General features: G+C 72.6%; 11 protein-coding genes. 5 read left to right on the plus strand and 6 right to left on the minus strand.

Annotated elements, in window-relative coordinates; all coding sequences use genetic code 11:
- The first annotated feature begins 11 nt into the window (after positions 1-11).
- Positions 12-533 (plus strand): PH domain-containing protein, encoded by a 522-nt coding sequence (locus ACWEPL_RS19615; protein WP_452437011.1) that lies wholly within the window; start codon positions 12-14, stop codon positions 531-533.
- A 281-nt stretch (positions 534-814) separates the two neighbouring features.
- A complete protein-coding gene (locus ACWEPL_RS19620; RefSeq protein ID WP_452437012.1) occupies positions 815-2,269 on the plus strand; it encodes a PH domain-containing protein in 1,455 nt (484 codons plus the stop codon).
- Between the two features lie 220 nt (positions 2,270-2,489).
- On the opposite strand, the gene sepH is transcribed toward ACWEPL_RS19620, so the two are convergent.
- The 5 genes from sepH to ACWEPL_RS19645 form a co-directional block, all read right to left on the minus strand.
- The gene (sepH, locus tag ACWEPL_RS19625) at positions 2,490-5,186 is read right to left on the minus strand and encodes a septation protein SepH (RefSeq protein ID WP_452437013.1); all 2,697 of its coding nucleotides are present in this window, start codon (positions 5,184-5,186) and stop codon (positions 2,490-2,492) included.
- 160 nt (positions 5,187-5,346) lie between these two features.
- The gene (locus ACWEPL_RS19630) at positions 5,347-6,291 is read right to left on the minus strand and encodes a S8 family serine peptidase (protein WP_452437014.1); all 945 of its coding nucleotides are present in this window, start codon (positions 6,289-6,291) and stop codon (positions 5,347-5,349) included.
- A 79-nt stretch (positions 6,292-6,370) separates the two neighbouring features.
- Positions 6,371-7,648: a D-arabinono-1,4-lactone oxidase gene (locus tag ACWEPL_RS19635; protein ID WP_452437015.1), complete on the minus strand. Its 1,278-nt coding sequence runs from the start codon at positions 7,646-7,648 to the stop codon at positions 6,371-6,373.
- 43 nt (positions 7,649-7,691) lie between these two features.
- Positions 7,692-8,417 (minus strand): polysaccharide deacetylase family protein, encoded by a 726-nt coding sequence (locus ACWEPL_RS19640; protein ID WP_350722907.1) that lies wholly within the window; start codon positions 8,415-8,417, stop codon positions 7,692-7,694.
- 54 nt (positions 8,418-8,471) lie between these two features.
- Positions 8,472-9,674, minus strand: a complete 1,203-nt coding sequence (locus ACWEPL_RS19645; RefSeq protein WP_363965963.1) for an MFS transporter — start codon at positions 9,672-9,674, stop codon at positions 8,472-8,474.
- 93 nt (positions 9,675-9,767) lie between these two features.
- Here ACWEPL_RS19645 and ACWEPL_RS19650 point away from each other — a divergent pair, with 93 nt between their 5' ends.
- Positions 9,768-10,937 (plus strand): lytic transglycosylase domain-containing protein, encoded by a 1,170-nt coding sequence (locus tag ACWEPL_RS19650; protein ID WP_363965961.1) that lies wholly within the window; start codon positions 9,768-9,770, stop codon positions 10,935-10,937.
- On the opposite strand, the gene ACWEPL_RS19655 is transcribed toward ACWEPL_RS19650, so the two are convergent.
- Positions 10,928-11,878 carry a ferrochelatase gene (locus ACWEPL_RS19655; protein ID WP_363965959.1) on the minus strand — a complete coding sequence of 317 codons (951 nt, stop codon included), beginning with the start codon at positions 11,876-11,878 and terminating at the stop codon, positions 10,928-10,930. The genes ACWEPL_RS19650 and ACWEPL_RS19655 overlap by 10 nt on opposite strands.
- A 32-nt stretch (positions 11,879-11,910) precedes the next feature.
- On the opposite strand from ACWEPL_RS19655, the gene ACWEPL_RS19660 reads away from it, so the two are divergent.
- Together ACWEPL_RS19660 and ACWEPL_RS19665 are read left to right on the plus strand one after the other, a co-directional pair.
- Positions 11,911-13,911, plus strand: a complete 2,001-nt coding sequence (locus tag ACWEPL_RS19660; RefSeq protein WP_452437016.1) for a prolyl oligopeptidase family serine peptidase — start codon at positions 11,911-11,913, stop codon at positions 13,909-13,911.
- Positions 13,911-14,760, plus strand: an 850-nt coding sequence (locus ACWEPL_RS19665; RefSeq protein WP_452437017.1) for an inositol monophosphatase family protein, incomplete at its 3' end; no start/stop codon positions are given. The genes ACWEPL_RS19660 and ACWEPL_RS19665, both read left to right, overlap by 1 nt.

The raw sequence follows: 14,760 nt of genomic DNA on the forward strand, positions 1-14,760 counted from the left end.
AAGCTGGCCTTGTGACGTCAACTGGCCCACTGCGCGATCCGGCGAACCGCGTCTCGCCGAAAGCCGTCCGCCTGTGGCTGCTCGAATCGCTGGTCGCCTTCGTGTTCTTCCTCGGCGGCTCGCTTCTGGTGGCGCGGTGGGTGGGCGGGAGCGGCTGGTCGTGGGTGCCCGGCTGGTTCGCGGACAACTCCTGGCTGCTGCCGGCCACGGTCGTGCTGCTGACGGCGCCGTTCCTGGTGGCCGAGCCGTTCGTACGGTACGCCGTGCACCGCTGGGAGCTCTCAGGGGACGTCGTCTACGCCAGGTCGGGGTTCTTGACCAGGGAGTGGGTGTTCGTGCCTGTGAGCCGCATCCAGACCGTCGACAAGGGGCAAGGGTGGATGGAGCGGCTGCTCGGGCTGGCCACGCTCGAGATCCGTACCGCGTCCCACGCCGGGTCCTCGACGATCAAGGGTCTTGACTACGCGGTGGCGGCCGGGCTCGCCGAGCAGCTCGCGCACCGCGCCGAGGCGCTCAGGGACGACGCGACATGACCGACCCCCACCACCCGCAAGGCGACCCGCCCCCTCAGCCCTCCTGGAGCGACCCGCGTCCTCAGCCGGATCCCGCCCCTCGAAGCGACCCTGGTCCTCCGCCTCTGAGCGAGCCGCGTCCTCTTGCCGGTCCTCCGCAGCCGCACCCCCGGGACGGCGCTCCGCCCTGGGTCGCGCACCCGGGCGGCGGCGATGGGAGCGGGCAGGCGTCCGAGCCGTGGAGCGGTCCGCCCGGCCCGATGGGAGGGCCGCCGGGTCCTCCGGTCCGGGTGCCGCTGCGGTTGAGCCCCAAGGTGCTGCTCATCGACCCCGTACGCATGCTGCCCTCCCTCCTCCTGCCCCTCGTCGGCGTGCTGTTCGTGGGCGGGTTCTCGGCCCACTCGTACGTATGGGCGGCCCTGGGCGTGGCGGGCACCGTGGTGTTCGCGATCATCAGGTGGGCCACCTTCAGCTACGAGATCGTCGGCGACCGGCTGGAGACCAAGCGGTCGCTGATCAGCCGTTCCGTCCGTACCATCCCGCTTGAGCGGATCCGTGGCGTCGACGTGTCCACGCCGCCCCTGCACCGCCTGCTCGGCCTGACCGTGCTCAAGATCGACACCGGTGCCAGCGGCGGCGACGAGGAGGCCGAGCTCGACGGGGTCACGCCGGAGGAGGCCGACCGCCTCAAGTCGGTGCTGCTGCGGCGCGCGCCCCGGCCCGAGGCTCAGGTTTCCGAGGCGGCGGCCCCTCAGGAGCGGGTGATCATCGGGGTGCCGCGGAAGTGGCTGCTGTACGGGCCGCTGTCCGGCGCGTACCTGCTCACCCCCTTCGCCCTCGCGGGCGGCGCCGTGGGCCTGGCGTTCCAGTGGGGAGACGACCTGGGCCTCGACCAGGACGCCGCCTGGAGCGCCGGGGAATGGGTCTGGGACCATCCCTACCTGCTGGTGGCCGTGGCGGTGCTGCTCGTGCTGGCGATGCCGGTCGTGGGCGGGCTGATGTACGCGGTCTTCAACTGGGACTTCAAGCTCAAGCACCGCGACGGCTACCTGGTCGCCGAACGAGGGCTGATCAACCGGCGCAGCGTGTCGCTGGAGTCCGCCCGGGTGCGCGGCTACGAGATCGTGGACGGGCTCGCCGAACGCTGGGCCGGGGTCGTGCGGGCCTGGGCCATCGTCACGGGGCTCGGCGACTCCGAGACGCGCGGGCAGCTCCTGCCCGACGTGCCCCGGGCCGTGGCGTACCAGGTGACCGCGGAGGCCATCGGCCCCCACCAGGCCGAACTCCGCCGCCACCCGCCCGTGGCGCGCAACCGCCGCCTGTTCCGCGCCGTCTTCCCGTGGGCCGTGCTGGCGGTGGCGAGCGCCGTGGGGATCTGGGCGACGGGCATGATCCTCTGGTGGGTCCTGCTGGTGCTCGCGCTGCTGCTGGCCGGGGCCGGGATTCCGCTCGGGCTCGACCGGTACCGGTCACTGGGGCACGGCTACGACGGGGTACGCGTGGCGGTGCGGTCGGGGTCGCTGCGGCGCTCCCACGCCGTGATCGAACGCCGGGCCGTGGTGGGGTGGCGGCTGCGGCAGACGTGGTTCCAGCGGCGGGCCGGAGTGCTCACGCTGATCGCCGGGGTCGGGGCGGGCAAGGGGGGCTACTCGGCGATCGACGTGTCGGTGGCCCAGGGGGCGGCGTTCCCCGGTGAGGTGACGCCGGAGTGGCTCGCCCCCTTCCTCGAGTCCCCCGGCGCACCGCCCACGGTCTGACCCCCGGCACCGCCCGAGCCCCCGGTCCCTCTCCTCTGCGCGGTGGACTCTGTGCGGTGGGCCGGGAGGTCCGTGCCGAGGCATCGATCCCCCTTCCCTCGGCGGCGGACCGGGAGGCCCCGGCCTTCGTCACGGCCCTCGCGCCGGTGTGGTGCAGCTGAGGTCGTGGCACCGTGGCTGGCGGTGGGCCGCCGAGGTCGGTCTCCGCGCCTGGGGCGGGTCAGTCCTGGCGGCGGGCGCCGAACATGATCTCGTCCCAGGTCGGGACCGAGGCGCGGCGGCCCCGCGAACCCTTGCGCGCCTGGCGGGCCGCCGGAGCGGGCGGGGGAGACGGCACCGGCACGGGCGGCTCCTCCTTGGGCGCGTCCTTGCCGGACCGCGCCGCCGGGACCGCCGGGGCGGTCTTGGGCTCCGTGGGCTTGGGCTTGGGAGCGGGCGCCGGCGGCTTGGCCTCCTGAGCGGGCTGCTCGGGCTCGGGCGCGCTCTTGGGCTTCGGCGCAGCGGGCTGAGCCGTGGGCTCCGGCGCGGCGGCCTCGGCAGGCTTCGTCGCAGCGGTGCTCGCGGCTGCGGCACCGCTGGCGGGCTCCGTCGTAGTGGTGGTCGCGGCTTCCTTTGCGGCGGCGGCACTGGCGGGCTCCGCCGTGGCGGTGCTGGCGGCCTCCGTTGCGGGGGTGCCGGCGGCCTCCGGTGTGGCGACCTCAGGGGCCGCCTCGGGCTGCGGCTTGGCGTCCGGTACGGCCTGGGCCGCCTTCTGCTCGGGCATGGCGGCCGTCGGCTCGGCGGTGGGCGCGTCTGCCGCCGGCTTGGACGTCTCGGCCTTTACGGCGTCGGCAGCCTGGGCGTCCGTGGTGGGTGTGGTGTCCCCATCGGCGGGCGCGTCGGCAGGCGCGGAGACGGCCTCGGAGACGGCCTCGGAGACCGGCGTGGGAGCGGGCTCAGGAGTGGGCTCGGCGTCGCTGGCCGACGTGACCGGCTCGCCGGCCGACGACGTGTCCGACTCGGTGGCCGAGGACGCGACCGGCTCGGTGGCCGAAGAAGTGACCGGCTCCGTGGCTGGTGCCGACTCGGCGACCGCGGTCGGCTCCGCGGATGCCGCGGGCTGGGTGACTGCCGTCGGCTCGGAGACCGCTGCGGGCTCGCTGACCGCGGTCGTCTCGGAGGTCGCCGCAGGCTGGGTGACGGCCGTCGCCTCAGAGGTCGCCGTGGGCTCGGCGACCGGGGTCGGCTCCGCGGATGCTGCGGGCTCGGCGACCGGGGTCGGCTCCGCGAGTGTCGCTGGCTCGGTGGCCGACGTCGGCTCGGTGGTCGCTACGGCCCTCGCGGGTGCCACGGGGTCTGCGGATGCCACGGGTTGTGCGGTCGCCGTCGCCCCATGGGCCACGACCGGCTCAGGGGCTGCGGTCGGCTCGGAGGTCGCGATCGGGGCCGGGGCCGTGCTCGGCCGGCTGGTCCCGGCGGAGTGGGCGTCCTGAGCGGGCTCCGTGGACGGCTCCGGTACGGCAGGCCGCTCCATCGCAGCGGGCGTTGCGGCCTCGGGCTGCGCGGGTGACTCCACGGCGGCGCTCGCCTGGCCCTGGCCGACACGCTGGGCTTCAGCGGCGAACTGGACGTCAGCGCCGGGCTGGGTCTCAGCAGCGGGCTGAGCCTGGGCTGCGGGCTGGGCCTGGGGCGCGGGCTGGGCCGGGGTGGTGTGCTGGTCGTGGGTGGTGGGCTGGTCGTGGGTGGTGGGCTGGTGGTGGGGCTCGGTGATGGGCTGGGGCGTGGGCGGTGTGGCCGCGGCGGGCTGGGACGGTGCGGGGGTCTGCGGGGCAGGGCTCTGCTCGCGCCAGGCCACCGGGCGCTCCTGGGCGGGCGGCTCCTCGACGGCGGGCGGCGGTGAGGTGCGGGAGTCCGCGGGCGTGCCGGCAGGGGCGTAGATGGAGGAGTCGGCCTCGCGCCCGGCAGGACGGCCGGACCCGAAATCGGGCAGCCACGGCGAAGACCCGCCGTGGCGGGTCGAGGTGTCGCCGGGGCGGGCATAGCCGGTCTCGCGGGCGGGCGGCTCCGGCCGGTAGTGCTCGCCGGGGTCGGGCGTGTCGTAAGACACCTCTCTGGAGGTGTCAGGCTCACGTGGAGGCGCGCCGCGCTCGAACGGGGGCGCCGCCTCCGGGGCGCGGCCGTACGCCGTCTCCGGCGACCTGGGCGGCGGGTTGTAGCCGACCGCCGGCTCCTCCGGCTCGCGGCGCACCACCGACGGGAACGGCAGCGGGTCGGAGGCGAGCGGCGGCACCGGCTGCAGCTTGGCCACCCGCGGCGTGAACGGCGTCACCGTCGTGTCCTCCACGACGACGGGATCCGGGTCGAAGTCGGCCGACGACAGCCGCATGGCCTCGTCGTCATGGGGCGTCACGTGCCGCTTGCGCGGGTCGAACAGCCATTCGGCGTGGCGCGTGTGACCGTTCCACACGTAGCCGAGCTTGACGCGCCACAGCCCGTCGTCGCGCTTGGCGGAGTCCCAGTCGATCTCGTCGGTGGGCACGCCCCGCCTGGTCAGCCGCTCGGCGACGAGGTCGCCCAGGGTGGGCCCGGGCGCCGACTCACCCGGCATCCGGACGGCCACACGTTGCGCCTGCTGGGCGACGTACTCCCGCTCCTGCAGCACCGGACCCTCGAACCAGCGGACACGCTCGACCGGGATCCCGGCGGTCGCGGCTATCTCCTCCGCCGTCTCTCCGGCGCGGATGCGAGCCTGGATCTCCTTGGGGCGCAACGGACTCTCCACTTCGATCTCGTACTGGCCGAGACGGGAGAAGTTGCCGCGGACGGCAGCACGGAGCCGGTCGTCCACGGGAAGCGTGAAGCGCGTACCTCGCCCGGCAGTAGCCAGCACGAGATAGGTGCCGTCCTCACTCACCGCGACGAGTCGGAGCTCCTGCATGCGAGTCCCTTCGTCAGCGTCGCCATTCTTCCCCCGGACCCTTGAGTCTCTCGCGTGTGCCGGTTGCCTGCCAGCACCGTACCCGGCATGTCCGAACATCGCCTTCCTGGGATACTCCCGGGACGGTGTGACGCCGGTCACATTTGTCGAATCCATCCCTCTAGAGCCCGCCGTTGTGCAAGTGGAGGTTAGAGGCCCCTGACGGATTCTGACGAATCGCGGCGCGTGGTGTCGTGCACTTGAGCCAAGAGGCCAGAACGGATGGGGCGGCGCCAGGATGGCGCTCCAGGTATTGGGCGGCGACCCCGGCCAGATACGGGGAGTGAACGGAGAAGGCCTGAGCGCCGGGCACGGCCCGGCAGGCGCCGGAGGACGCCGCGCCGACCACGAAGACGCCCGACCGCACCAGCGACCGCGTGGCGGCGTCGAGCGCGGGGGAGTCGGACCCGTCGACGGCCAGGTTCGCGACGGAGGGGCCGTGGGCGTGCCTGCCGATCCAGTCCAGCCCGGCGAGCAGATCGGCCAGGGTGCCGTAGCCGGCGCAGCCGAGCACCCGTACCGAGGCGATCCGGGCCTTGGGCGCCATGACGTTGACGCGCCGCGCGGCCTCGGTGCCGTGGCCCGCGCAGTCGTGCCCGGTGCCGCCCGTGGCGTCGAAGGCGCGCCAGGCCCGGTCGCCGAGCTCGGCCCGGGCCGCGTCCAGGCCGCTGTCCACGACGTACACGGTGGCGCCGGCGCCGGTGGCCCAGCGGGAGCGCGGGCGGGATTTCCCGAGCGCCATGGGGCGGATCTCGCGGTCGGGCTCGACCGCGAGCACCCGCGGGTCCGACCGGAGCTCGGCCAGCTCGGCGGCGGTGAGGAAGGTGGCGAACCCGGGCAGTGCGGCGGTGTAATAGCGCCGCACCCGCCACCGCACCTCGCCGACGAGATCGCGGGCGGCGCCGCGGCTGCGTGCCGTGACGATGAAGGGCCGGGTCGGCTCGGTGGGGGCGGGCCGCAGGGCGAGTCCTGACGCGGGCGTCATGGCGAGAGGAACGGCGGTCGTGGCGGCGGTGGCCACGGCCGCGGCGAGGTACACGGAGGGCAGGCCGAGTCGTCGGGGCACGAGTTACGAGGATGCCCGCCACGAGGCCCGCGCGGATCCCAGGACACGTTTTCGAGCAAGCTCTTTACCTAACGATGCGTTAGCCGAGCACTAGATCCAGGTACTCATTGCCGAATAGGTGCCCCGGGTCGAGCCGGTCGCGCAGGGCCGTGAAGTCCGCGAAGCGGGGATAGACCTTGTTCAGGTAGGAAGCGTCCCTGGTGTGCAGCTTGCCCCAGTGCGGCCGCCCGTCCAGCCGCGTCATGACCTCCTCCACACCCTCGAAGTACGCGGGGTTCGGCGTCGGCCGGTAGATGTGGCACGCGATGTACGCCGACGACCGCCCGTACGCGGTGGACAGCCACGCGTCGCCGGGCGGCGTGACCCGCACCTCCACCGGGAACGTGATCTTCCAGTCCATCCGGTCGATCAGGTCCCTGGTCTCGCGCAGCGCCTGGCCGAGGCGTTCGCGCGGCACCGCGTACTCCATCTCGAGGAAGCGCACGTCCCGCCGCGCCGTGAAGACCTTGTACGACGCGTCCACCGACTCCGAGTCGCCGAGCGCCGCCGCGCTGACGGCGTTGATCCGCGGGATCAGGTCGGGGAAGCGGCCCCCGAGCGCGCAGGCCGCGCCGAAGACGGTGTTCTCCAGGAAGACGTTGTCCAGCCAGTGCCGCAACGCGCCCGGCGGCCGGGCCGGGCCCGGGCTGCGATTGTTGGTCTTGACCAGGCAGGCGTCGGTGTGCGGCAGCCAGAAGAAGTCGAGGTGCTCGTTCGCCGAGGTCAGCTCGTCGAGCGAGCCGAGCACCTCGCTGAGTGACAGCCTGCGCCGCCGGTTGTGCAGCAGGAACGCGGGCTCCACCCGGAGCGTCACGGCCGTCAGCACCCCGAGCGCCCCCAGCCCGACCCTGGCCGCGTCGAACAGGTCCTCGCCCGGCCCGGCCGTCGTCACCGAGCCGTCGGCCAGCACCAGCTCCAGCTCGGCGACCTGGTCGGCGAGGCCGCCGCTGTCGCGGCCGGTGCCGTGCGTGCCGGTCTGGATCGCTCCCGCGACGGTCTGCTCGGTGATGTCGCCCATGTTGGCCAGGGCCAGGCCGCGCTCGTCGAGCAGCTCGTTCAGCACGCGGAGCGGGGTGCCGGCCAGCACGGTCACGCGGTCGTCGCCCCATGACCTGATCCCGGTGAGCGCGCCGGGGCGCAGCATGACGCCGTCGGTGAGGGCCACCCCCGTGAAGGAGTGGCCCGTGCCCACCATGCGGACCCGCCGCCCGGAGGCGGCGGCGTCCCGCACGGCGCGTACGACGTCCTCGACCGAGGCCGGCGTACGCACCTCGGCAGGGGTGCCCGACTGGTTACGCGCCCAATTCGCGAACGTCATGAGCACCCCTCCAGAGCATCGTTCGGTTAGACGCGAACGATACTCACTTCTCCCAGCCGGCGGGAACCGGGAAGATGTCGCCGGGCTGCAGGTTCTGCTGCTTGACGATGTCGGACACCGTCACGAGGTGGTAGCCCTTCTTCTGGAGCGACTTGATGAGGGCCGGCATCGCGTCCACGGTCTGCTTCACCCAGTCGTGCATCAGGATGATGCCGTTGGGCTGCGCGACCTCCATGGTCTTCTTCTTGATGGCGTCGACGTTCTTGCTGGACCAGTCCTCGGAGCCGGCGGTCCACAGGATCATCGGCATGCCGAACTCCGTGGCGACGTCGGCGACCTGCAGGTCGGCCAGCCCGTACGGCGGACGCAGCAGCTTGGGCTCGACGCCCGAAGCCTTCTTGACCGCGTCCTGGGTCTTCTTGATCTCGTTCCTGATGGCGCCCGCGTCGGACTTGGTGAAGTCGGGGTGGCTGTAGCTGTGGTTGCCGACCTCGTGGCCCTCGGCCACCATGCGCTTGACGAACGCGGGGCGGCTCTTGACGTACTGGCCCTCGAGGAAGAACGTCGCCTTCGCGTCGTACTTCTTCAGTGTGTCGAGGAGCGTTCCCGCGTACTGGCCGGGCCCGTCGTCGAACGTCAGCGCGAGGCACTTGACCTGCTCGCAGTCGACCGGCGCGGCCTTCTTCGGCGCCTGTGCGAAGGCGGGCGCCGGGGCCAGGGTGACGCAGACAGCCGCGATAGCTAGAAGTGAACTGATTTGTCGGGACATAGGTAATGCTTCCAATGAGATGGGTGTTGCGAGGGATGTCCCGACCGTAGCGGATCAACTCTTGGCGGGTGAAGGAGCCCCGGGAAGTCTCAGCAAACCCGAACCTCCGATGCCCACGGCCGCGGCCAGGATCGCCGCGCCCCAGGAGAAGGCGTACGCGTTGGACGCGCCGAACATCTCGGTGAGCCGCCCGCCGGCCCACGCCCCGACCGCCACGCCGAACCCGATCGACGTCGAGATCCACGCCATGCCCTCGGTGAGCAGGGACGGAGGCACCAGCCGCTCGGTGAGCGAGAAGCCCGTGATGAGCGTCGGCGAGATGGCGAATCCGGCCAGGAACAGGGCCGGCGCCATGATCCGCGCGTCACCGATGAACATGATCGGTATGAGCCCCACCACGAACAGCGCGAGCGTCCGCACGAACCGCCCGCGCAGCGAGATCTTCCAGTCCCGCGACCCGAACCACAGCCCCGACACCATCGACCCGCCCGCGAACGCCGCCAGCAGGAACCCGGAGGCGCCCTTCACGCCGTGCTCCTCGGCGAAGGCCACCGTGATCAGGTCGACCGAGCCGAAAACGGCGCCCAGCGCCAGGTAGACGCACGCCAGCAGGGCGATGCCGGGGATCAGGATGGGAGTGCCCGCCACCGACTTGACCGGCTGCACGGGCGGCTGGGTGCGCCGCTGGGCCGCCAGCGCGAAGGTGCCGAGGAGCATGCAGACCAGGGCCACGACCAGCCCCGCGTACGGGTTCACGGCGGTGGCCAGCACCGTGACCAGCGCGGGCCCGGTGACGAAGATGACCTCGTCCACCACCGACTCGAAGGCGAACGCGGTGTGCAGCCTGCCCGACCCGCCGTGGATGACCGACCAGCGGGCCCGCACCATCGAGCCCAGCGACAGCGAGGTGCCGCCCACGAGCAGGCCCGAGGCGTACAGCGTCCAGTCGGGCAGCCCGAACCCGGCGCACAGCATCAGGGCGACCAGCGCGAGCGCGTTGACGACGGCGAACGGCGGGATCACCCGGCCCTGCCCGAACCTGTCCACGAGGCGGCCCGACATGGGGGCGGCCACGGCGAAGGCCAGGTTGGTCATGGCGGCGACGCCGCCGGCGGTGGCGTACGACGAGGTGAGCGCGGAGACCAGCAGCACGACCCCGATGCCGAGCATGGACATCGGCATGCGGCCGATGAATCCCGCCAGGACGAACCCCTTGACGCCGGGCCCGTCGAACAATCCTCGGTAAGGCCCGACCACGCCGTTTCCCCCTTACTTGAGCCAAGTAACCATGGCGCACCGTATGTCCGTATGGCAAGTGATTTAGCGGCCGAGTGGGTTAACGTGTCCCGAGTGTCCGGTCTTCCCTCGTTCCGCGCGGTCATCCTCATGGTCGCCGCCGTGCTCGTGGTCACGGCCGCGGCCGGCGGAGTCGTCGTGATCCTGGGCGACGACCTGGTCAAAACCGCGAACGAGCCGGTGCGCAGGAAGCCCACGCAGCGGCCGCAGCAGCCCTCGCCGCGCCTCGACCAGCTCGTGCCCACGGCCGCGCCGGTCAAGGACTTCGGCCAGGGCGGCGCCGGGGTGACCGCGACGCCGCCGCGCGTGCTGGCCATCGCCGCGGGCACGGTCCCCAAGAGCACGAGGTTCGCGCTCAGCGGGCTGAAGTACGTGCAGAAGGTGGCCGTGGTGGACGCGGGCGCGGTCAAGGTGGCCGGCACCGGCCTGAACCTGCTGGCCGTCGATCCCGCCGACTTCCGCTCCTGGACGCCGCAGCCCGTCGCCGACCAGCCCGCCGTGTGGAGCGCGCTGGCCAGGGGCGAGCTGGTGGCCGACGCGGGCGCGATGCGCAAGTTCGGGATGATCCTGGGCGGCATGTACCAGGTGGACGGCGGTCCCCGGCTGCGCGTGGCGGCCTCGGCCACGCTCGGGCTCATGGGCGTGGACGGGCTGGTGAGCGCGGACCTGGGCAGGTCGCTGGGGTTCGCGCCGGGGGTCGCGGTGCTGCTGCACGGCAAGGCCGGCAAGATCAGCGAGGCGGGGGTGCGCAAGGTGCTCGGCAAGGGCTCGCAGGTCGTCATGCTGGACGCGGCGCACCGTACGCCGAAGCAGCAGAAGCCCCAGACGACGGTGAACGTGGGCCGCCCGGGCAGCTACCTGGACCTGTACAAGGCGGCGGCCACCCGCTGCCCGGGGCTGTCGTGGACGGTGCTGGCGGCGATCGGGCAGGTGGAGAGCAGCCACGGCCGCAACAACGGCCCGTCCAGCGCGGGCGCGCTCGGGCCCATGCAGTTCATGCCCGCCACCTGGAAGCACTACGGCGTGGACGGCGACGGGGACGGCAAGTCCGACATCTGGAGCCCGTACGACGCGGTGCCCGGCGCCGCCAACTACCTGTGTGCCAACGGCGCCGGCCAGGGCGGCGAGAAGCTACGCAAGGCGATCTGGTTCTACAACCACTCGTGGGACTACGTGAACAAGGTCATGGGGATCGCCCAGGCCTACGCCCGCACCTACGCCTGAGGGCGCCTGCGGGGAGCTGGGCAGCAGGTGAGCGCGCAGGGGACGGGCTCGGGCTCGTCCATCAGTTCGCGCACCATCTGGACGAAGCGCGGGTGCGTGCCGGCGGTCGCCGCCCGCTCCATGGGCAGCCCCAGCTCGGCGGCCACCTGCCTGGCCTCGGTGTCGAGGTCGTAGACGACCTCCATGTGGTCGGAGACGAACCCGATCGGCACCAGCACGACCGAACCGGCGTCCGTCTTGCGCAGGAAGTCGCAGACGTCCGGCTCCAGCCACGGCACCTGCGGCGGGCCGCTGCGCGACTGCCACACCAGGTCCCACGGCTGCGTGCGGCCGAGCGCCTGGCTGACCAGCTCGGCGCTCCTGCGGAGCTGCGCCTCGTACAGGCCGCCCGAGGGGCCCGCGGTCTCGGCCATGGAGACGGGGATGCTGTGGGCGGTGAACACCAGCCTGGCGTCGTCGCGGCCGAGCCGTTCGAGCGCGGCCCGCGTGTGGTCGGCCATCGCGGCCACGAACCCCGGGTGGTCGCCGAAGTGGCGCATCTTGACCAGCTCGGGGCCGTCCTCGACGGAGATCCTGGCGATGTCCTCGTAGTACTGGCGGCAGCTCGAGTAGCCCGCGAACGCCGAGGTCGCGAACACGGCCGCCTTCCTGATCCCGTCGGCCTTCATCTGACGGACGGTGTCCTCGCCGAACGGGTGCCAGTTGCGGTTGCCCCAGTAGACGGGCACGCCGGCGATCGGCCGCAGCGCCTCGACCAGGTCGCGGTTCTGCCGGTTGATCGGGCTGACCCCGCCGAAGCCCTGGTAGTGCTCGGCCACCTCGAGCAGCCGCTCGCGCGGCACCCCCCTGCCGCGCACGACGTTCTCCAGGAACGGCAGCACGTCCTCGGGCCCCTCGGGCCCGCCGAACGACAGGACCAGCAACGCGTCGTAAGTTCCCACGTGACCACAGTATTGGGGTATGCGGGCGGTCTATGCTGCGAGGTAGGTTCGGTGGAGTGAGCGCATTCAATGACATACGCGACTACGTGGCCATCCCCCGGGTTCTCTCGCTGAAGCTCTCCCCCGACGGCTCCAGGTTGATCTCCACAGTCCAGTCACTCAACCCCGACGGCAAGTCTTACGGCACCGCGCTCTGGGCGATTCCGGTCGACGGCGAGCCCTACCGGCTGACCCGCTCGGCCAAGGGCGAGTCGGCCGCGGTCTTCACGGCCGCGGGCGACGTGCTGTTCACCTCCGCCCGCCCCGACCCCACCGTCAAGGACTCCTCCGACGAGGTGCCCGCGCTCTGGTTGCTGCCCCGCGCGGGCGGTGAGGCCCGCCAGGTGGTCACCCGCCCCGGCGGCATCGGCGCGGTGCGTACGGCCGCCGACGTCGTGGTGTTCTCCGCCGACGTGCTCGACGGCGAGGAGGCGGCCGACGAGGACAGGCGCAAGGCCCGCAAGGACGCCGGGATCAGCGCCATCCTGCACGAGGGCTACCCGATCCGCTTCTGGGACCACGACCTCGGCCCGGGCCGCACCAGGCTGTTCGCCGCCAGGCTCGGCGGCGACCGCCTGGAGGACGTGCGCGAGCTGACCCCCGACGCGGGGGAGGGGCTGCGGGACGCCTCGTTCGAGCTGAGCCCGGACGGCGCCACGGTGTTCACGACCTGGCGCACGTACCTGCCGAAGGGTGAGAGCCGTACCGACCTGGTGGCCATCGACGTGGCCTCGGGCGAGCGGCGCACGGTGCTCACCGAGGACGGCTTCGACTTCACGGGCCCGCTCGCGATCTCGCCCGACGGCTCCAGGGTGGCCTGCGCCCGCGACCGGTTCACCGGGCTGGAGGTCTCGGCGCGCAGCGAGCTGTGGATCGCCGACGTGGCCACCGGCGAGGGCCGCGCCTACGCGCCCGACCTGTTCCCCGCGGACATCGAGTGGGCGCCGGACTCCTCGGCCGTCTACATCGTGGCCGACCACCAGGGCCGCCGCCCGGTCTTCCGCGTCCCGCTGGACGGGGAGAGCACCAGGCTCACCCTGGACGACGCCGCGTACACCGGGCTCAACGTCTCCTCCGACGGCGGCTCCGTCTACGCGCTGCGCAGCGGCATCGCCCTCGCCCCCGGCCCGGCCAGGATCGACGTGGCCGGCGGCGAGATCGTCGACCTGCCCTCGCCCGGGCCGCGCCCCGAGGCGCCGGGCACGCTGACCGAGATCTCCGCCACCGCCGACGACGGCGCCACGATCCGCGGCTGGCTCGCGCTGCCCGAAGGCGCCTCGGCCGACGAGCCGGCGCCGTTCGTGCTGTGGATCCACGGCGGCCCGGTCGCCTCGTGGAACGACTGGCAGTGGCGCTGGCAGGTGTGGCTCATGACCCAGCGCGGGTACGCCGTGCTCATGCCGGACCCGTGCCTGTCCACCGGCTACGGGCAGGAGATGATCGACCGCGGCTGGGGCAACTGGGGCCCGCGCACCCAGGCCGACCTCGACGCGATCGTCGACGTGGCCCTGGCCAGGGACGACATCGACAGCGAGCGCATCGGCGCGATGGGCGGCTCGTACGGCGGCTACATGGCCAACTGGCTCGCCGGCCACAGCGACCGCTACAAGGCCATCGTCACCCACGCGGCACTGTGGAACCTCGACCAGTTCGCCGGCACCACCGACGCCGCCATGTACTGGCAGCGCGAGATGGGCGAGCCCGGCGGCGAGCGGTACCAGCTCCTGTCGCCGCACAACTCGCTCGACAAGATCACCACGCCGCTCCTCGTCATCCACGGCGACAAGGACTACCGCGTGCCGATCGGCGAGGGCCTGCGGCTCTGGTGGGACCTGCGGCGCAGCGAGGTCGAGTCGAAGTTCCTGTACTTCCCCGACGAGAACCACTGGATCCTCAAGCCGGGCAACATCGTCGCCTGGTACGAGACCGTCTTCGCCTTCCTCGCCCAGCACGTGCTCGGCGAGGAGTGGAAGCGTCCGGACTCGGTGGCCTGATGACGGATTTCCTGAGACTGGCCGAGGACATCGCGCGCGAGGCGGGCGACATGCTGCTCGCCAAGCGGCCCACGATGTCCGAGGAGATCGAGACCAAGTCCAGCCCCACCGACGTGGTCACCGCGCTGGACAAGGCGTCGGAGGAGCTCATCCGCGAGCGCATCCTGGCCGCCAGGCCCGGCGACAGGATCCTCGGTGAGGAGGGCGGGGAGAAGCCCGGCGACTCGGACGTGCGCTGGGTCGTCGACCCGATCGACGGCACCGTCAACTTCCTGTACGGCCTGCCGGAGTGGGCGGTGTCGATCGCCGTCGAGGTGAACGGCCAGGTCGTGGCCGGGGTCGTCAACCTGCCGGCGCGCGGCGAGGTCTACACCGCGGCGGTCGGCGAGGGCGCCTGGCTCGGCGCGGAGCGGCTGCGCTGCAACACGGGCGTGCCGCTCGCGCAGGCGCTGGTGGCGACCGGGTTCGGCTACGCGGTGAGCAGGCGCGCGGTCCAGGGCCAGGTGGTCGCGGAGGTGCTGCCCCGGGTGCGGGACATCAGGCGCGGCGGCTCGTGCGCGATCGACCTGTGCTCGCTCGCGGCGGGCCGCGTGGACGCCTACTACGAGCGCGGCATCAACCCGTGGGACTACGGCGCGGCCGGCCTGGTGGCGACCGAGTCGGGAGCCAGGCTCGAAGGCCTGCACGGCAGGCCGGTGAGCCCGGAGTTCGCGCTCTGCGCGGCGCCGGGGCTCTTCGAGGAGCTGCACGACCTGCTGGCGGCGCCACTCGGATACCCCGTTGCGCATAGAAGCGAGCAAGAACTCTTTGTCCTCGGCCTCCTCGTGCGGGATACCCCGCCGCCCCTCC

This window comes from Nonomuraea sp. NPDC004186, from assembly GCF_053603495.1.